The following is a 19,291-nucleotide window of genomic DNA, read 5'->3' as shown; positions in this document are numbered from 1 at the left end:
ATCCGAGCGTCGCGTACGGTTTAGAAACGTCGTAAATCGAGCGTCATAGGTAGCTCCTCGTTAATTTCCACAGCCGGTACAGGCAGTTTCCCAGGCGTATGTCCGATGCGAAAGAAGCGCGCCATCCGGCGGCTCTCGGCCTCATTGGCGTTCACCGGCAGGCTGTCGTAGCTGCGCCCGCCCGGATGGGCGACGTGGTACTGACAGCCGCCCAGCGAGCGTTGCATCCAGGTGTCGAGCAGGTCGAACACCAGCGGCGCATGCACAGCAATCGTTGGTTGCAGGCAGTTCGCCGGTTGCCAGGCGCGGAAACGTACACCGGCGACGAACTCGCCGACCCGCCCGGTAGGCTGCAATGGCACTGGAATGCCATTACAGGTCAACAGATAACGTTGGGGCGGCAAGCCCGTGAGCTTGACCTGCAAACGCTCCAGGGACGAATCCACATAACGCACCGTACCACCGACCGCGCCCTCCTCGCCCAGCACATGCCAGGGTTCCAGTGCCTGGCGCACTTGCAGCTCGATGCCACTGACCGCGTAATCGCCGACCTTAGGAAAACGGAACTCCAGATGAGCCGCAAACCACTCGGCTCGTACGGGATAACCGGCGGCATTGAGATCGACGATGACGTCGGCGAAATCCTGCTCGATGAAGTGCGGCAACAAAAACCGGTCGTGCAACTCGGTACCCCAGCGCGCCAGTTTCGGCGGCGCATAAGGTTCGCGCCAGAATCGAGCGACCAGCGCCCGCAGCAGCAACTGCTGCGCCAGGCTCATGCGCGCATGGGGTGGCATCTCGAATGCTCGCAGCTCAAGCAGTCCAAGGCGACCGGTAGCACCGTCCGGTGAGTAAAGCTTGTCGACACAGAACTCGGCGCGATGCGTGTTGCCGGTGACATCGATCAGCAGGTTGCGCAACAGCCGATCCACCAGCCACGGCGCACACGCCTCGCCGGGCTCGGGCATTTGTGCAAAAGCGATTTCCAGTTCGTACAACGCATCGTTGCGCGCCTCGTCAACACGTGGCGCCTGGGACGTCGGGCCGATGAACAGTCCGGAAAACAGGTAGGACAAGGACGGATGGTTATGCCAGTAGCTGATCAGGCTGCGCAGCAGATCGGGACGGCGCAAAAACGGTGAGTCGGCCGGTGTCGCGCCACCCAGTACGAAATGGTTACCGCCACCGGTGCCGGTGTGCCGGCCGTCGATCATGAATTTCTCGGTGGTCAGTCGCGTCTGGCGCGCTTGCTCGTAAAGAAATTCGGTGCGTTCCACCAGCTCGTCCCAGGTGGCGGATGGCTGCACGTTGACCTCGATCACGCCTGGGTCCGGTGTAATCCGGAAGTTGCTCAGGCGCGGATCGCTCGGAGGCTCATAGCCTTCCAGCAACACCGGGCAATGCAGTTCTTCAGCCGTGGCCTCGATGGCGCTGACCAGTTCCAGGTAATCCTCGACCCGCTCCAGTGGCGGCATGAACAAATACAGCCGGCCTTCCCTCGCCTCGGCACAAAACGCCGTACGGGTCAGCCAGTCTGCGGACTCGTCGATCCCGGGCGTGCGCTCGTCATGCACGGCGGGGTCGCCATGGCTCTGCAACTGCGCGGTTTCAGGCAATGGCGGGAAAGCCTGGTTCGGATCGTTGGGATGGATGAACGGATATTCCGCGGCCTTCACCCAAGGCTGCGACCCGAGGGGCAAGCGATAACCCAGGGGCGAGTCCCCCGGCACCAGCCGGCAGTGTTCGTCGCGCAGATACCAGCGCCCGCTCTGCCATTGATCGCCCTTGGCCGTGCGCGCCAGTGGCAGGACCTGACCGATTACCTTGTCCAGCCCCTGGCTGAAAACTTTGCGCAGCCGTGCACGCTCCAGGGGTTCTTCCAGGCGTGAGTCTTCGGCACTGACGTTCTGCGGCAAAGCCCCCTCGCGCCAGAGGTAATAGAAATTGTCTTCGTAGGCCGGAAACACAAAGCGTGTCGGAATTTTCAGGCGCTCGGCGACACTCGCCAGAAAACGCCCGGCCAATTCACCATTGGCACCGTAGTCCTTCTGCTCATCGGCAATCAACGCGCTGTCATGCCAGATCGGCACGCCGTCACGTCGCCAGTAGCAGTTCAGCGACCAGCGTGGCAGTTGTTCGCCGGGATACCACTTGCCCTGACCGAAATGCACCAGGCCTTCAGGTGCATAGTGCTTGCGCATGCGCTGGAACAGTTCGGCGGACAGGCGACGCTTGTCCGGCCCTAGCGCGGCGGTGTTCCACTCGGCGCCGTCGGGGTCATCGATGGAGACAAAGGTCGGCTCACCGCCCATGGTCAGGCGGACGTCGCCTTCTAGCAGGTCGGCATCGATCTGCCGCCCCAGCGCCTGGATCGCCAGCCATTGATCTTCGGTGTAAGGCTTTGTCACCCGAGGCGCTTCCCAAATCCGCTCCACGGACATTTCGTGGGTGAATTCGCACTCGCACGGTTCCACCAGGCCACTGATCGGTGCCGCAGAGCCCGGATCGGGACTACAGGCCAACGGGATGTGTCCTTCGCCGGCGAACAGCCCGGAGGTCGCGTCCAGGCCGATCCAGCCGGCACCGGGCAGATAGACTTCGCACCAGGCATGCAGGTCGGTGAAATCCACGTCAGTGCCCGACGGGCCGTCGAGACTTTTGACGTCAGCGGTGAGCTGGATCAGGTAGCCGGAGACGAAACGCGCCGCCAGGCCAAGATTGCGCAGCAACTGCACCAGCAGCCACGCTGAGTCGCGGCAGGAGCCGGAGGCCTGTTCGAGGGTGTGTTCCGGGGTCTGCACGCCCGGTTCCATGCGAATCAGGTAGCCGATGTCTTCGCTCAAACGCTGATTGAGTGCAACAAGGAAATCCACGCTGGGCAGGGGTGTGCGGTCGATGCCCTGCAGATAAGCCTGGAATTTCGGGGTCAGGGGCAAGGTTTCCAGGTACGGCGCCAACTCCTTGCGCTCGTCCGCCGCGTAGCTGAACGGGATCTTTTCCGCGTAGGGTTCGAGGAAAAAGTCGAACGGATTGAAGACCGCCATCTCGGCCAGCAGATCGACTTCGATCCGCAGCTCATCTGTTTTTTCCGGGAACACCAACCGCGCCAGGTAATTGCCCTGGGGGTCCTGCTGCCAGTTGATGAAGTGCTGCCCAGGCGAGACCTTCAGCGCGTAGGACAGGATTCGCGTGCGACTGTGGGCGGCCGGGCGCAGGCGAACGATCTGCGGACCGAGCTCGACGGCGCGGTCGTAGCGGTAATGTGTGACATGGTGCAATGCGACATGAATCGACACGGCGTGCCTCCTGCGAGCCTGGACATTATCGAAAGCGGCGCAAGACTTATGCCATCACGCGACGCTGGCGCTTTCTCCGTTTGCTTGAGGCAGTACAGCACCAAAATCGGGCGATGCGAGAAATTGGGTTGAAGGAATTGCACGTAAATGTGGCGAGATACATACGATCGTTCCCACGCTCTGCGTGGGAATGCAGCCCGTGACGCTCCGCGTCACTGGACGCGGAGCGTCCCTTGAGGCATTACCACGCAGAGCGTGGGAACGATCAGCAGACAATAAAAAACGCCAACCCGAAGGTTGGCGTTCTGTTCAGTTCAAACGAGGCTTAGCGCGGCACAACCGGCTTGCGCGCAGGCTTTGGCCCTTTGCCTTTAGCCGCGTCCTTGCGCTCCTTGGCCGCCTGCTGGTTGCGGGCGAACGCCGCAGCCTTGGCCTGTTCACGCTTGTCCCACGGGTTACCACCATCGCTGGCACGGGGTGGCAGACCGGTGTGCTGGGTCAGGATTTTGGTGGTCTTCTCACCCGCGACCTTGTGGCTGCCGGCCGGCGTCGAGTTTTTGCGACGGGCGCTCTGGTAGCTGTCGGTCGCCGGCTGATGCAGCGGGATCAACTGGTTCTTGCCTGGCCCGATCAGGTCGGCGCGGCCCATGCGGGTCAGCGCTTCACGCAGCATCGGCCAGCCTTTCGGGTCGTGATAACGCAAGAACGCCTTGTGCAGACGACGCTGCTCTTCGCTCTTGACGATGGTCACGGCGTCGCTCTTGTAAGTGACCTTGCGCAACGGGTTCTTGCCCGAGTGATACATCGCGGTGGCGGTGGCCATCGGCGACGGATAGAACGCCTGCACCTGATCGGCGCGGAAGCCGTTGCCCTTCAGCCACAGCGCCAGGTTCATCATGTCTTCGTCGGTGGTACCCGGGTGGGCCGCGATGAAGTACGGAATCAGGTACTGCTCTTTACCGGCTTCCTTGGTGTACTTCTCGAACATGCGCTTGAACTTGTCATAGCTGCCGATGCCCGGTTTCATCATCTGGTTGAGCGGACCTTCCTCGGTGTGTTCCGGGGCGATCTTCAAATAACCACCGACGTGGTGGGTCACCAGCTCCTTGACGTATTCCGGCGACTCGACCGCGAGGTCATAGCGCAAGCCGGACGCGATAAGGATCTTCTTCACACCCGGCAATGCACGGGCGCTGCGATAGAGCTGGATCAGCGACGAGTGATCGGTGTTCAGGTTCGGGCAAATACCCGGGAACACGCACGACGGCTTGCGGCACGCCGATTCGATTTCCGGGGTCTTGCAGGCGATGCGGTACATGTTCGCGGTCGGGCCGCCGAGGTCGGAAATGACGCCGGTGAAGCCTGGGACCTTGTCGCGGATCTCTTCGATTTCGCGAATGATCGACTCTTCGGAACGGTTCTGGATGATGCGGCCTTCGTGCTCGGTGATCGAGCAGAAGGTACAGCCGCCGAAGCAGCCACGCATGATGTTCACCGAGAAGCGGATCATGTCGTAGGCCGGGATCTTTTCCTTGCCGTACGCCGGGTGCGGAACGCGGGCATAGGGCATGCCGAACACGTAGTCCATTTCTTCGGTGGTCATCGGAATCGGCGGCGGGTTGAACCAGACGTCGACTTCGCCATGCTTCTGCACCAGCGCACGGGCGTTGCCCGGGTTGGTTTCCAGGTGAAGTACGCGGTTGGCGTGGGCGTAGAGCACCGAGTCGCCACGGACCTTTTCAACCGACGGCAGACGGATCACGGTCTTGTCGCGGGTCATTTTCGGGCTGGCCAGGATCTGCACGACCTTGGCTTCGCTCGGGTCTTCAGCCGGCCCCTTTTCCTGCTCGATGGCGCAGGCTTGAGTGTCCTGGGTGTTCACGTACGGGTTGATGATCTTGTCGATCTTGCCCGGACGGTCGATGCGCGTGGAGTCGACTTCGAACCAGTCTTTCGGCGTGTCGCGACGGATGAACGCGGTGCCGCGCACGTCGGTGATGTCTTCGATCTTGTGGCCATAGGACAGACGCTGGGCGACTTCGACGATCGCGCGCTCGGCGTTGCCGTAGAGCAGGATGTCGGCGCAGGCGTCGATCAGGATCGAGTTGCGGACCCGGTCCTGCCAGTAATCGTAGTGAGCGATACGGCGCAGTGACGCTTCGATGCCACCGAGCACGATCGGCACGTGCTTGTAGGCTTCCTTGCAACGCTGGCTGTAGACCAGGCTCGCGCGGTCCGGACGTTTGCCCGCCATGCCACCCGGGGTGTAGGCGTCATCGGAGCGGATTTTCTTGTCGGCGGTGTAGCGGTTGATCATCGAGTCCATGTTGCCGGCCGCGACACCGAAGAACAGGTTCGGCTCGCCGAGCTTCATGAAGTCGTCTTTGGACTGCCAGTCTGGCTGGGCAATGATCCCGACGCGGAAGCCCTGGGACTCCAGCAGCCGGCCGATGATCGCCATGCCGAACGAGGGGTGGTCGACGTAGGCATCACCGGTGACGATGATGATGTCGCATGAATCCCAGCCGAGCTGATCCATCTCCTCCCTGCTCATCGGCAGGAATGGCGCTGGCCCGAAACATTCGGCCCAATATTTTGGATAGTCAAATAACGGCTTGGCTGCTTGCATGTCGATGACCGGTGTTGAGATGAAAAATCGCGGGCGCGGAATATAGCACAAAATTTGACCAATTCCGACAACGGTGGTCGGTTTCTCTTCGATCCAGCGCTCCCGCACAACTGACCCGAACGATACGCGCTTTACAGGTACGTGAGGCGCAAAAAAGGCAATGACGCCAACTGCCCCCATCATCATCCCGTTCATGGATGCCGATGCGGCAACCCTTCAAGGATGAAAAAACCATGTCACCAAAAACGCCAGCCAAAGGCACCGTCACCGTCGATATCCACAACCGCCCCAGACCACCCTCGGACGGATACACTCCACTGCCCGACACCTTGCCGCGGGTCGATTTCGGCTCGCCAGTCACGACGAATCCGCGAAATCCTTCCAGGACGACCGGGACACCGGGGGATGGCGATCTCGACGCTATCACGCCAGCACCGATCGTAACGGCCAGCGAGCTGCCTTCTGTCCCGGTGCCTGCACCCACTGCGGCGCAGCGTCCGCTGGAGCATTACTGGATCGCCTCGGCGGCGCAGCTTCCCGCTCCCGACGCCCAGGGCTTCAGGACGTTCAAAGGACGCCAGTACGTCGATGTGCCGGGTGGTGGCGTCGTGCATATCGAGGCGGATCCGGACACCGGCCTGTACCGGGCCAAGCTGCGGAGCGAACTGCAAGCTTCAGGCCCGGTGCTCGTGCGTGAGCCCGCGAGCACGCTTTGGCATCCCGTGGGTGAGGTTGAGTCAACCACCTACCCATTGACCGCGACCCGCCTGGAGGCGTTTCGCAGGAACCTGGACTTCACCGGGGTCGAACCGGGCAGCGACGGGTTGTATCGGCACGATGGCAAACTCTACGTGGTCATTGAGAACCAGGCTTATCAGGCCCTGCATGATCTTGAGGCGTCCTCGCCGCAGGCTCCGGTGATGCGCATAGTCCGGCCAGAGGATCCCGTCGCGCTGGACTACAACAACGTGTATGTCGCGACGCGCCCGGGAAGGTCGGAGCCTGTGGTTTTCGATGCACTGGACGGCTGGGTGGGAACCGAGGTGGCCGGTGCGGGTGGGATGCGGGCGGGGAGAGATAACACCTTGCAAAATAAATTCTCCCAGCGGATAGAACAATTGCGTACAGAGTCCGCCGTGCTTGAGACGACCAGACAGAAGAGACTTCAACTGACGTCTAGCTGGGAAAGAACAGTCGGCACGGAAGGTGAAAGAACAGCTCTGGTACTTTTGGAAGTACAAATTCGCCGAGAACTCGCGCTGCTGGAAAATCTGGTCACCAAGTACGTCGACGAACGCGATTGGCTGATTCTTGTTAAAGCAAACGGCGTCTATAGAAACGAACTGCATGAACTTCGGGAATTTAACCTTGCGGCTTACAACCGACTCATTGTAGCCATCGATGTGCGCAAATCCCTGGAGATTCGGCCAATCAATGACCCGACGACTGCCTATCGGGCTATCGCCGAACACTTGATGAATAAACGCAACATCCTGGAAAAGTGCCAGCAAGTTGCACATGAGATTCAGAAAGTCTCGCGCTCCTCGGAGCTCGAGCTGACTGAACTAGGTTACGACGCGAAGGAGATTCATGAAGTAACCGCCGGCTGGGTAGAAGCCCGAAGCCGACTGCTGACGGACGACCCGGATAACAGTGACTTCGAAGCGGTGCAACTGGCGCACTCTTTTATCGAGGTCGCAACCGCATTCCGTGGAATCGAGCGTATTCCCGCTATTGCCCGCATCGCGGCGCTGACCGGTCTGCTCGACCAAAGTGCGGCAACCAGGGATTCGTATGAGCATCTCGACCTGCCGCCAGACTCCCCGCAGGCCAACTCTCGGCGAGAAATTACAGAGGCCATCCAGGCCTTCGAAAACACCCTCGAAAATCAAATGGCGCGTTATCACCGAGACAGGGAAAACACCTCGGCGCTACCAGCACAGGATCAGCCCATTGATTTCGACTTTGTCCCCGCGCAAGTCAGAAGCGGGCCGAAACCGATGCCCAGACGAATGTTTCGCGCCAAACACCACGGTGTCTACAAGGTCAGTGTCGGACAACCGCGTCGCACCGCGACCGGCGAAGAACTGATCGATGTGATCGATCCCAGCAACTCGGCGCAGGTTTTGCGAACCTACGAACGCCGGGAGGGAGAATGGCGTCGGGTGCGCCCCGTGCAAAACACCGCGTTGCCCGAGCTGATGGCACAAGCCACCCAGCGGCTGGAGCAATTCCACTCGCACCTGAGCGAAGCCAGACGGGATGAACGGGCAAAACGCAATGCCACCAATATCGTCGAATTTCTTGGCGGCAAGGCCGAAACGTTTGACGACTTGGCCCGACAGCTCGAACACGCTCCGAATCCGACCGGGAACAACATTGCCCCCCTTGTCCAGCGCCTGAGAGATCACAGTCATCTATTGCGCACTGAAGGCGAGAACATCCGCATCCGGCTCTACAAGGACAAAGCCTTTCTGGGTGGGGACCGACTGGCGTATTTGATCAGCCAGGAGCACATCAGCGCAGTGAAAACCCTCAACCGAGAACTACGCGGCAAAGGTAAGGAAAAACACTTTCTCGACATTTACTCACTCAACGACCGCCATACCGGGGAGCCGTTGTGGCACGCCCATTTCCACTATGAGCGCAAGGACACGCTTGCGGTGCACTTCAAAGACGATGGCGGGCATCTCAAAACCCTCGAGCAGAGCGGAAAAGGTATTTCATCCCAGCGCCGGGATGAACAAGCCGGCCGACCGCACAATGCCATCTGGCGCCCCGCGATTGATCGCCGGACGGCGCAGCGGATCTTTGACCTCGCCACGTAAGGCCATTGCAATTGACCGGCAGGGGGCGCCGGCCGATCGATGGCAAATGTATATATGTACCGCTTTTTGCCCCATTTTTCCTGCTAAAAAAATGGCGAACCTAGACGGTCCACGAAACCGTAACCCCCCAAAAACCCGGCAATGACGCCGAATGCCCCTTCAGCATCCCGCTTGTGGCTTCTGATGCGGCAACCCTTCAAGGATGAAGTAACCATGTCACCAAAAACGCCAGTCAAAGGCACCGTCACCGTCGATATGTCGCGACGCGCCCGGGAAGGTCGGAGCCCGTGGTTTACGATGTACTGGACGGTTGGGTGGGAACCAAGGTGCCCGGCGCGGGCGGGATGATGCGTAGCGAACCTGATCGCCCTGCTCGCCAAGGTCTGAAAGACAGGCTGTTATCGGCTTTCGACCGACTGCGCAGCCCGGAGTCTCGTGCCGAAGACTTGTACCCCTCCCTCGACACGGACCAGATCAAAGCACTTGTCCGATCGCTGGGAGACGACGTCGACGGCGGTTTTCAGTCACGTCAAAATCCTCAGTATGGACTCAGTTAACTTGTCGGACGCTACAGATACCTTCCTGTCCAATTTCCCCAACCTGGAATCGTTGAGCATTACCCACTCTCAAGTCGAGAAGCTCCCCCCCAGTATTGGCGAAATGAAAAACCTGTATCACCTGAGCCTGACCTCGAACAACCTGACACTGGATGCGCAAAGCGCTTCGACACTCAGCGCCCTGAGTCAACTTTCGATAGTCGATCTTTCCAAAAACCCGCTACAGATAGCGCCCGACTTTAGTGCCATGTCCAGGTTGAACGCGGTGAATCTGCATGACACGCAGATCAGTCAGTGGCCGACAGGGTTACTGGACAAGACCGCACTGAAAGGCGTTGATTTGAGCAACAATCGATTACGCGAAGTGCCAGAGGCCAACCTCAACCCTGCACCTGAACAACTGCAAGCGGTTGCCCGGATCAATGCGGTCACATTGCTCGAGAACAACGCATTCCCTTCCCAATACTGGAGAAAATTCGACAGCTACTGGCGACGTCTGAACGAGGCTCATCCGGAACTGATGAGCCCTGCCTATGCCAAAGCATTCGATACCGATAACTCTTGGGCACAGCGTTACCGCACACTGTATCCGCGCAAAAGTATCAAGGAGTGCAGGGAATACATATGGAGCCATGAGAAAGGGACTTTTTCACCCAAACTGAACGGATTGGAGCAAGAGTTCAGCCTGTTGAAAAGCCAGCTTGACGACTGGGTGTACTCGGGTGGAGGCAATCGCCTAGGTTACATTCGTACCCATCAGGTAGGGCGCAATATCCCGGCCCGCGATCACCGAAACACGGCGCGGGATCGAATCATCAGTTGCTGGCGGCGGGAAACGGCTCAAAAACTGGCGAACGACGGGACTCCGATCGGCCTGGAACTGGACCTTAGCGGGCTGGAACTGCCGACCCTGCCGGATCTGAGCGTCGACTTCAGCCACGTTGGATCACTCAAATTGAGCAACATGAAGCTGACGACTTCCCCGGAAGGATTTCTGACCCGCTTTCGTCATGTACGCTGGCTGGACATGTCGAATAACCGGCTCACGGACTTACCCCCGGCCGTGGGACAAATGCATGGAATGACGAAGCTATCCCTGTACAACAACCAACTGGAGCTAACCGCCGAGACTGCGCAGATCCTCTCTGGGCGAACAACACTCAGAGGGTTGTGGATAAATGACAACCCCCGACTGGGTGTCCCCCCCGACTTCAGCCTGATTCCGGATATACGCACGGTCAACCTGAAAAATACAGGTATCGATTCCTGGCCGACCGGCCTGTTTGATCAGCCCCTCCTGTCCGACATCGATCTGAGCGGCAATCAGATCACAACGCTTCCTGACTTCGTTATCGCACCCGCCGCCGATCGTCTGGCGCACTCGGTACAGGTCAACAGCTACACCCGGGTGTTCAACAACCCGCTGTCTGACGCCACTCGTGTGCAGTTGGGAGCCTACCGTGAGCGACTGGACGATGCCGGGACACCGCTTACCGGCGCATTCAACCTGCTCACATCGTCTGTTCCCAATACGAGACGGCCCAGGCCTGTGGCGACACCGGGAATACTGCCCCCGGCATGGCTCACAGGATTGACCGCCGACCAAGTCTCAACCAGAACAGCGCAATTGAACATGTTGCGTGAACAGCATGGCTGGGATGGCTTCTTCAACATCATAAAAAGCCGCACCGGCCATCCTGACTTTCGACGACAGGTCTGGGAGGTGATCGATGTCATTACCGAAAACAATCCGAAGTCGCTAGCCTTGCGCAGGGAACTGTTCGCTCGCGCGTGCGAAGCGGGATGCACTGATCTTGCCGCTGCCACCTTCACCGATCTGCAAATCCTGGCAATCAGTCACAAGGCGCGTATCCAGGCCAAACTTGAATTGAACGGTGCGCAACTGGTGGATTTATCCAAAGGACTGTTTCGATTGAAACAGGTCGACGACATCGCGGCGGCTGACCTCGAGTCCAGCAGGGCAATTGCCAACGACCCGACGGCATCCGCGGCGCAGAGAAATCACCATCGCAATCGAATACATGATCCCCATGAAATGACGATGGCCTATCGCTTTGGCCTCAAGGACAGGCTGCAATTGCCATTCCAGCCGGAAACTCTCAGTTACACCGAAATGGCCAAGGTAACCCCGACAATGCTGGATGCGGCTTATACAAAAGTCGTTGCGCTGGACGGTTCGCCTGAAGTGTTTGAGGCACTGGTGTCGATGGATTTCTGGCAGGACTACATCACCCACAAGTACCAGTCGCAATTCGAGGACAGCCGTCAGCCGTTTCAGGATCGGCAGGCGATTCTGGACGAGCAGAAATCCCAAGGGAAGCTGGCAGAGTCTGGATACAAGGCTCAAACCGATGATTTGCAGGCACAGCATGCGATTGCAGAAGCGACGCTGATTCAAACGCTGACCCGGCAAGAACTTCAACCTGATCCAACCATCGAGGGGCGTCCTGCGAGTGACACGTCCGGGAATGAGGCTACACTTGGAGCGGACTGAAAAACCTGACGCATGCACCAGTACAGCTGGCCGAGTCGTTTCCGCCAGCTGTCATTCGTCGTCGAAGTTGTAACTGCCTGGCGCGAGGTTTTCGAAACGGGTGTATTTGCCGATGAATGCCAGGCGCGACGTGCCGATCGGGCCGTTCCGCTGCTTGCCGATGATGATTTCGGCGATGCCCTTGTGCTCGGTTTCCGGGTGATAGACCTCATCGCGGTACACAAACATGATGACGTCGGCATCCTGCTCGATCGCTCCGGATTCCCGCAAGTCGGAGTTGATCGGGCGTTTGTTCGGCCGCTGCTCCAGGGAGCGGTTGAGCTGAGACAACGCCACGACCGGACAGTTGAATTCCTTGGCCAGGGCTTTCAAGGAACGGGAGATTTCGGAAATCTCGTTGGTCCGGTTATCACCACCGGAACCCGGGATCTGCATCAATTGCAGGTAGTCGATCATGATCAGGGCGATGTCGCCATGCTCACGCACCAGGCGTCGGGTCCGCGCGCGCATTTCCGACGGGCTGATACCGGCCGTATCGTCGATGAACAGCTTGCGGTCGTTGAGCAGGTTGACCGCCGAGGTCAGGCGCGGCCAATCGTCGTCGTCCAGGCGACCGGCCCGGACCTTGGTCTGGTCGATCCGGCCGAGGGACGACAACATACGCATGATCAGCGATTCGCCTGGCATCTCCAGCGAGTAGACCAGCACGGCCTTGTCACTGCGCAGTACGGCGTTTTCCACCAAGTTCATCGCAAAGGTGGTTTTACCCATGGACGGACGGCCGGCGACAATGATCAGGTCGGACGGTTGCAGGCCACTGGTCATCCCGTCGAGGTCGGTGTAGCCGGTGGACAATCCGGTGATGGCGTTGTCGGTGTTGAACAAGGTGTCGATGCGGTCGATGGCCTTGGTCAGCAGGTCATTCACGCTCACCGGGCCGCCGGTTTTTGGCCGGGCCTCGGCGATCTGGAAGATCTGCCGCTCGGCTTCGTCGAGAATCTCTTCCGCGGTGCGGCCTTCCGGGTTGAAGGCGCTGTCGGCGATCTCGGTAGCGATGCCGATCAGTTGTCGCAGGGTCGCCCGCGCGCGAACGATCTGCGCATAGGCCTTGATGTTGGCGACGGACGGTGTGTTTTTCGCCAGTTCGCCGAGGTAACCAAGACCACCGACTTGCGAGGTCTGACCTTCCTTGTCCAATTGCTCGGCAAGGGTCACGACGTCGATCGGCGAGTTCCGGTCGGCCAGTTTGGCAATCGCACGGAAGATCAAACGGTGGTCATGCCGATAGAAATCGCCGTCCGAGACTTGATCGAGCACGCGTTCCCAGGCGTTGTTGTCCAGCATCAGGCCACCGAGCACGGCCTGTTCGGCCTCGATGGAATGCGGAGGCACCTTCAGGGAAGCGGTTTGCAGGTCATATTGCTCGGGAGCGGAGATATCGTTCATGGCCACTTGGTTATATTAGAAAAGCAGGGTGTGAAAAACAGGAACTGCAGAAAGACAAAGGGCACGACCTGTAAACAGGATCGTGCCCGATGTTACCGGCAAGCACCCGAGGGTGCCAACCGACAAGTGCTGCTTAAGCTGCTACCACGACAACGCGTACGGTGGCTTCAACTTCGGCGTGCAGGTGCACGGCTACGTCGAATTCGCCTACGTTGCGGATGGTGCCGTTCGGCAGACGAACTTCGCTTTTTGCAACTTCAACGCCAGAGGCGGTCAGTGCATCAGCGATGTCGTGGGTGCCGATCGAACCGAACAGCTTGCCTTCGTCACCGGCGGTGGCAGTGATAGTCACTTCCAGCTCAGCCAGTTGGGCGGCGCGGTTTTCAGCCGAAGTTTTGCGGTCTGCTGCGGCTTTTTCCAGCTCAGCGCGACGCTCTTCGAACGCAGCCAGGTTGGCAGCGGTCGCAGCGGTAGCTTTGCCGTAAGGCAGCAGGTAGTTACGACCGTAACCAGCCTTAACGTTCACTTTGTCACCCAGGTTGCCCAGGTTGGTGACTTTTTCCAGAAGGATCAGTTGCATGTGAAAATCCTCTTAACTTTTAACCTTCACCGTTCGCGCTATCGACGTCTTTCGGCGTCGAACGACCGCGAAAATCAATCAGGCTGTCGACGATGGCCAAGACCACCAGCAACGGATAGATCAGCTGCATGAACAGCAACAGCGTGACGTACAACCCCACCAGCCAGAACCTGGCCAATCGCTTTTGCGCCACCAGCCCATGAATCAGGGCCAGCCCGGCGAACACCAGCGGTACACTGCACAACGGCGTCAACATGGCCATCTGCGGACCGAGGTTCGGCCCCAGAAGCATGAACGCCAGCAGCAACATCGCCAGCCCAAGCGGGAACCGGATGGAGCGAAACTCGCGACCAAAACCACCCGGGTTGTACAACAACGCCTGCCAGTAGCGCCCAACAATCAGGCTCAGCACACTGACGATTTGCAACAAAGCCGCAATCAGGCCGGTCAGGACCGGTGCAATCAGGGACGCAAAATGCGCTTGCTCGTCTACCGACAACTTCTGGTAGACATCGCCGAGTAGCGACGGCATGACTTTTATCAACGCCTGCGCCAGCATCTCGATCTGGGGACCAAAAGCAGTCCCCAGCACCACTGAAAACACCACTCCCATCGCTATGCTGACCAGCAGCACGCGGTTCCAGGACTCACTTGCGCGCAAAACCAACGCAAGGCTCCAAGACCCCAGCAGCACCAGAAGTGAGCGTGGGTCATCGGCGTAAAGCCACCAGATCAATGCCGGCAGCAATCCCAGAGCAAGAACGCTCGAGGCGTCCTTCCATCCGCGCCGCAGGAGCACGAAGCATCCAGCGGCAGCACCCAACCAATACAACAACGGCAATGCCGCGCATCCGGCCACTACCAGAGTGGCCTGCATACGGCCGCGCATGATGAACTCAGCTATGGCACGCATGCTTTCAATCCTTTGCTACGTGTCGACTGCCCGGTCTCAGCGGCCGTGGCTGTCGGTGTAGGCCAGCAGGGCCAGGAAGCGGGCGCGCTTGATAGCGGTGGCCAGCTGACGCTGATAACGTGCTTTGGTACCGGTGATACGGCTTGGAACGATTTTGCCGGTCTCGGATACATAAGCTTTCAGGGTGTTGAGATCTTTGTAATCGATCTCTTTCACGTCTTCAGCGGTGAAGCGGCAGAATTTACGACGACGGAAGAAACGTGCCATGTAATAGGCTCCTCAAAAGGTCCGTGGATTACTCGTCAGCGTTATCGCTGTTGTCGCTGTCATCACTGTCAACGCTTTCAGCGCCTTCGTGCTCAGGACGGTCGCGACGCTCACGGCGCTCACTGCGGTTTTCTTCAGCCTTGAGCATCTCGGATTGGCCGGTAACGGCTTCTTCGCGACGGATGACCAGGTTACGGATCACTGCATCGTTGTAGCGGAAGTTGTCTTCCAGCTCGGCCAGGGCCTTGCCAGTGCACTCAACGTTCAGCATCACGTAGTGAGCCTTGTGAACATTGTTGATTGCGTAGGCCAGTTGACGACGGCCCCAATCTTCCAGACGGTGGATTTTGCCGCCGTCTTCTTCGATCAGCTTGGTGTAACGCTCAACCATGCCGCCGACTTGCTCGCTTTGATCCGGGTGGACCAAAAAGATGATTTCGTAATGACGCATGAATGCTCCTTACGGGTTGTAGCCTGCCGCTCAAAAGCGGTCAGACAAGGAGTGAATGACACTTATGGACTTGCTTGCGATAGACACATGCGTGCCTGCCGTCACAGCAAGGGGCGCAATTGTAGAGAAGGGACGGGAGAGGTGCAAGGCAATTGGTGAATATTTGAACAATCACCATTGACCTCGTACCTGTAGGAGCCGGCTTGCTGGCGATGGCGTACTTGAGGACGCCTTCGCTGGCAAGCCAGCTCCTACAGGTGGGTGTTTCAATCAGGACTTCTTGGCGGTTCCGGCGGCTTTGACGCTGCGCTGGCGCCGAGCCTCGAACAGGCACACTCCAGTCGCCACAGACACGTTGAGACTGCTGACGCTGCCCGCCATCGGCAAGTGCACCAGGTAGTCGCAAAGATCACGGGTCAGGCGACGCATGCCGCTGCCTTCCGCGCCCATGATCAGGATGGTCGGGCCGGTCATGTCCTGCTGATACAGACTCTGCTCGGCCTCGCCCGCGGTACCGACGACCCACAGGCCACGCTGCTTGAGTTTTTCCAGGGTGCGCGCGAGGTTGGTCACGGCCACCAACGGAATCACTTCCGCCGCACCGCAAGCCACCTTACGTACCGTCGGGGTCAGGGTCGCCGACTTGTCCTTGGGCACGATCACTGCCAGCGCACCGGCCGCATCGGCCGAACGCAGGCAAGCGCCAAGGTTGTGCGGGTCGGTCACGCCGTCGAGCACCAGCAACAGCGGTGCGCCTTCGGTGCGGTCGAGCAGTTCGTCGAGCATCGCCTCGCCCCAGACCTGGCTCGGACTCACTTCCGCCACCACGCCCTGGTGCACGCCTTCGACCCAGGCGTCCAGCTCACGGCGCTCGGCGTTGCCGACCGCTACGCGATTTTCGGCAGCGAGCTCGATCAGCGTCTGCACCCGCGGATCACTGCGGCCTTCAGCCAGCCAGATCTGCTTGACGCGTTTCGGGTGATGACGCAGCAACGCTTCCACAGCATGCACGCCGTAGATTTTTTCCAACTGACTCATGGCTTGGCCTTAGGTTTACGTACCCCGCCGCTTTTGGCAGCTGGAGCGGAACCCGCCTTGGGCGGGCCTTTACGGTGTTTGCTCGGTTTGGCTGGCTTGCCGCCGGAAGCCTTGTCAGGCGCCGACCGTCCGGTCTTTCCCCCAGACGCCGCTTTACCGCCGCTTTTTGCTTCAGACAGTAGCGCCTGCTTCATTTCGCGGCTTTTACGCAGCTCGGCATTTTTCGCCGCCGCATCGCTTGGGCGATAGGCTTCGACAGCCTTTTCCTTGGCAGGGCGACGACCAGCGGTTTTCGCCGGCGCCGGCTCTGCAGCCGTCTTGGCGGCAGGCGCAGCTTTTTCAGTTCCGCGTTTCTTGCGACCGATCGGCGCGCTGATGGTTTTTTCAGCCATCTCGAAATCGATCTTGCGCTCGTCGAGGTCGACGCGCATGACCCGGACTTCAACGGTGTCGCCCAGGCGGAAGCTGCGACCGGTACGCTCACCGGCGAGGCGGTGATGCACGGGATCGAAGTGGTAGTAATCGCCCGGCAGCGCGGTGACGTGCACCAGGCCTTCGACGTAGATATCGGTCAGCTCGACGAACAGGCCGAAACCGGTCACGGCGGTGATCACACCCGGGAACGACTCGCCCACGCGATCTTTCATGAACTCGCACTTGAGCCAGTTCACCACGTCACGGGTGGCTTCGTCGGCACGGCGCTCGCTCATCGAGCACTGCTCGCCGAGCTGCTCCAGGATCGCTTCGTCATACGGATAGATGCGCGCTTTCGGAATGGTCATCGCACCGGCACGGCGAACGTGCGGGGTATTCATTTTCGAATGGATGACACTGCGGATCGCCCGGTGCGTGAGCAGGTCCGGGTAGCGACGGATCGGCGAGGTGAAGTGCGTATAGGCTTCGTAATTCAGGCCGAAGTGGCCCTGGTTATCGGCGCTGTACACCGCCTGGCTCAACGAACGCAGCATCACGGTCTGGATCAGGTGGAAATCCGGACGGTCCTTGATGCCGGCCAGCAATGCCTGGTAATCCTTCGGCGACGGGCCGTCCTTGCCTTTGTGCAGGGACAGGCCGAGCTCGCCAAGGAAGGCGCGCAATTTTTCCAGGCGCTCCGGCGGCGGACCATCGTGGACCCGGTACAGCGCAGGAATTTCGTGCTTTTTCAGGAATTCGGCGGTGGCCACGTTGGCCGCCAGCATGCATTCCTCGATCAGCTTGTGTGCATCGTTACGAACGGTCGGACGGATTTCGGCAATCTTGCGCTCGGTGCCGAAGATGATCCGGGTTTCCTGGGTTTCGAAATCGATCGCGCCACGCACGTGACGAGCGGCCAGCAGCACTTTGTACAGCGCGTAAAGCTGCTTGAGGTGCGGCAGAACGTCGTTGTACTCGCCCCGAAGTTGACGCGCCTCGGTGAGTTTCGGCGTTTCCAGCATGGCGCTGACCTTGTTGTAGGTCAGGCGGGCATGGGAGTGAATCACTGCCTCGTAGAAGCAGTAGTCGGTCATTTCACCAGATTTGGAGATGGTCATCTCGCACACCATGGCCAGGCGATCGACGTGCGGATTCAGCGAGCACAGGCCGTTGGACAGCTGCTCCGGCAGCATCGGAATCACGCGCTCGGGGAAGTACACCGAGTTGCCGCGAACCTGGGACTCGTTATCCAGGGCCGAACCGATTTTCACGTAGCTGGAAACGTCGGCAATCGCCACGTACAACTTCCAGCCACCGGAGAACAGGCGCAGCTTGCCCGGCTTGGCTTCGCAGTAGACCGCATCGTCGAAGTCGCGGGCATCTTCACCGTCGATGGTGACGAACGGCAGATGACGCAGGTCGATGCGCTTCTCTTTGTCCTTCTCTTCGACTTCCGGCTTGAGCTTGGCGGCTTCTTTGAGCACGGCTTCCGGCCAGACATGAGGAATATCGTATGTGCGCAGGGCGACATCGATCTCCATGCCCGGCGCCATGTAGTTACCCACGACTTCAACCACGTCGCCTTGCGGCTGGAAGCGCGGCGTTGGCCAATGGGTGATCTTCACTTCGACGAACTGACCGATCTTGGCGTTGGCATTGCGGCCCGGTGTCACCAGCACTTCCTGCTGGATCTTCGGATTGTCCGCCACCACGAAACCGATACCGCCCTCTTCGAAGTAGCGACCAACGATGGTTTCGTGGGCGCGGGAGACCACTTCGACGATCATGCCTTCGCGGCGACCGCGACGATCCAGGCCGGAAACACGGGCCAGGGCACGGTCGCCGTCGAACACCAGGCGCATTTGCGCCGGGCTCATGAACAGGTCGTCACTGCCGTCGTCCGGGACCAGGAAGCCGAAGCCGTCACGGTGACCGCTGATGCGGCCCAGGATCAGGTCAAGCTTGTCCACCGGCGCATAGGTGCCGCGACGGGTATAGATGAGTTGAGCGTCGCGCTCCATGGCGCGCAGGCGGCGGCGCAGGGCTTCGATCTGGTCTTCTGTGGTCAGACCAAACTCTTCGACCAGCTGCTCGCGGTTAGCAGGCGAACCCCGATCAGCAAGGTGCTGAAGGATCAGTTCGCGGCTAGGAATAGGGTTTTCATATTTTTCCGCTTCACGAGCGGCCTCGGGATCGAGGGACTGCCAATCGGCCATTAGAGAGTTTTCACCTTGTCTATATGCGGGTTAGTTTGGCATAGGCGTAATGAAACGGGAAATTTCAGGCTATGACAGCCCATCTAAAGCCCTTAATCGACACCGCAAAGCTGATTTCAATGCCACTGGTAAAAAATTCCA

11 protein-coding genes are annotated in these 19,291 nt (G+C 59.4%); 2 read left to right on the top strand and 9 right to left on the bottom strand.

Annotated elements, in window-relative coordinates:
- Window positions 1–20 precede the first annotated feature (20 nt).
- Window positions 21–3,296, bottom strand: coding sequence for a DUF2126 domain-containing protein (locus tag F8N96_RS06055; protein ID WP_150797044.1), 3,276 nt, complete (start codon window positions 3,294–3,296; stop codon window positions 21–23).
- A 325-nt stretch (window positions 3,297–3,621) separates the two neighbouring features.
- Window positions 3,622–5,925, bottom strand: a complete 2,304-nt coding sequence (locus tag F8N96_RS06050; RefSeq protein ID WP_150797043.1) for a YgiQ family radical SAM protein — start codon at window positions 5,923–5,925, stop codon at window positions 3,622–3,624.
- Between the two features lie 203 nt (window positions 5,926–6,128).
- On the opposite strand from F8N96_RS06050, the gene F8N96_RS06045 reads away from it, so the two are divergent.
- Window positions 6,129–8,753, top strand: a complete 2,625-nt coding sequence (locus tag F8N96_RS06045; protein ID WP_150797042.1) for a hypothetical protein — start codon at window positions 6,129–6,131, stop codon at window positions 8,751–8,753.
- 483 nt (window positions 8,754–9,236) lie between these two features.
- Window positions 9,237–11,825, top strand: a complete 2,589-nt coding sequence (locus tag F8N96_RS06040) for an NEL-type E3 ubiquitin ligase domain-containing protein (protein WP_224794081.1) — start codon at window positions 9,237–9,239, stop codon at window positions 11,823–11,825.
- A 51-nt stretch (window positions 11,826–11,876) separates the two neighbouring features.
- Here the strand turns inward: F8N96_RS06040 and dnaB are convergent, their stop codons facing one another.
- The 7 genes from dnaB to rnr all read right to left on the bottom strand — a co-directional run bounded on the left by dnaB (window position 11,877) and on the right by rnr (window position 19,150).
- Window positions 11,877–13,271 (bottom strand): replicative DNA helicase, encoded by a 1,395-nt coding sequence (gene dnaB, locus F8N96_RS06035; protein ID WP_064675625.1) that lies wholly within the window; start codon window positions 13,269–13,271, stop codon window positions 11,877–11,879.
- A 133-nt stretch (window positions 13,272–13,404) separates the two neighbouring features.
- Complete coding sequence (gene rplI, locus F8N96_RS06030) at window positions 13,405–13,851, bottom strand: 50S ribosomal protein L9 (RefSeq protein WP_008157007.1); 447 nt, start codon at window positions 13,849–13,851, stop codon at window positions 13,405–13,407.
- 19 nt (window positions 13,852–13,870) lie between these two features.
- Window positions 13,871–14,764, bottom strand: a complete 894-nt coding sequence (locus F8N96_RS06025) for a hypothetical protein (protein ID WP_150797041.1) — start codon at window positions 14,762–14,764, stop codon at window positions 13,871–13,873.
- Between the two features lie 36 nt (window positions 14,765–14,800).
- Window positions 14,801–15,031: a 30S ribosomal protein S18 gene (rpsR, locus tag F8N96_RS06020; protein ID WP_002551829.1), complete on the bottom strand. Its 231-nt coding sequence runs from the start codon at window positions 15,029–15,031 to the stop codon at window positions 14,801–14,803.
- A gap of 28 nt (window positions 15,032–15,059) precedes the next feature.
- On the bottom strand, window positions 15,060–15,482 hold the full coding sequence (gene rpsF / locus F8N96_RS06015; protein ID WP_054595362.1) for a 30S ribosomal protein S6: 423 nt from the start codon (window positions 15,480–15,482) through the stop codon (window positions 15,060–15,062).
- A gap of 270 nt (window positions 15,483–15,752) precedes the next feature.
- The gene (gene rlmB / locus F8N96_RS06010; RefSeq protein ID WP_150797040.1) at window positions 15,753–16,520 is read right to left on the bottom strand and encodes a 23S rRNA (guanosine(2251)-2'-O)-methyltransferase RlmB; all 768 of its coding nucleotides are present in this window, start codon (window positions 16,518–16,520) and stop codon (window positions 15,753–15,755) included.
- The gene (rnr, locus tag F8N96_RS06005; RefSeq protein WP_150797039.1) at window positions 16,517–19,150 is read right to left on the bottom strand and encodes a ribonuclease R; all 2,634 of its coding nucleotides are present in this window, start codon (window positions 19,148–19,150) and stop codon (window positions 16,517–16,519) included. The genes rlmB and rnr overlap by 4 nt, the downstream gene beginning before the upstream one ends.
- Between the last annotated feature and the right edge of the window lie 141 nt (window positions 19,151–19,291).

The sequence above is a fragment of the Pseudomonas fluorescens genome, assembly GCF_902497855.1.
GTDB lineage: Bacteria > Pseudomonadota > Gammaproteobacteria > Pseudomonadales > Pseudomonadaceae > Aquipseudomonas > Aquipseudomonas fluorescens_BI.
The sequence above is the reverse complement of the archived record's forward strand: the minus strand, read 5'-3'. Positions and strand labels throughout refer to the sequence as shown.

What these genes read in the sequence shown, in the direction of transcription:
- F8N96_RS06050 (WP_150797043.1), bottom strand. Translation starts at nt 5,925, where the DNA reads ATGCAAGCAGCCAAGCCGTTATTTGACTATCCAAAATATTGGGCCGAA.
- F8N96_RS06045 (WP_150797042.1), top strand. Translation starts at nt 6,129, where the DNA reads ATGCGGCAACCCTTCAAGGATGAAAAAACCATGTCACCAAAAACGCCA.
- dnaB (WP_064675625.1), bottom strand. Translation starts at nt 13,271, where the DNA reads ATGAACGATATCTCCGCTCCCGAGCAATATGACCTGCAAACCGCTTCC.
- rplI (WP_008157007.1), bottom strand. Translation starts at nt 13,851, where the DNA reads ATGCAACTGATCCTTCTGGAAAAAGTCACCAACCTGGGCAACCTGGGT.
- F8N96_RS06025 (WP_150797041.1), bottom strand. Translation starts at nt 14,764, where the DNA reads ATGCGTGCCATAGCTGAGTTCATCATGCGCGGCCGTATGCAGGCCACT.
- rpsR (WP_002551829.1), bottom strand. Translation starts at nt 15,031, where the DNA reads ATGGCACGTTTCTTCCGTCGTCGTAAATTCTGCCGCTTCACCGCTGAA.
- rpsF (WP_054595362.1), bottom strand. Translation starts at nt 15,482, where the DNA reads ATGCGTCATTACGAAATCATCTTTTTGGTCCACCCGGATCAAAGCGAG.
- rlmB (WP_150797040.1), bottom strand. Translation starts at nt 16,520, where the DNA reads ATGAGTCAGTTGGAAAAAATCTACGGCGTGCATGCTGTGGAAGCGTTG.
- rnr (WP_150797039.1), bottom strand. Translation starts at nt 19,150, where the DNA reads ATGGCCGATTGGCAGTCCCTCGATCCCGAGGCCGCTCGTGAAGCGGAA.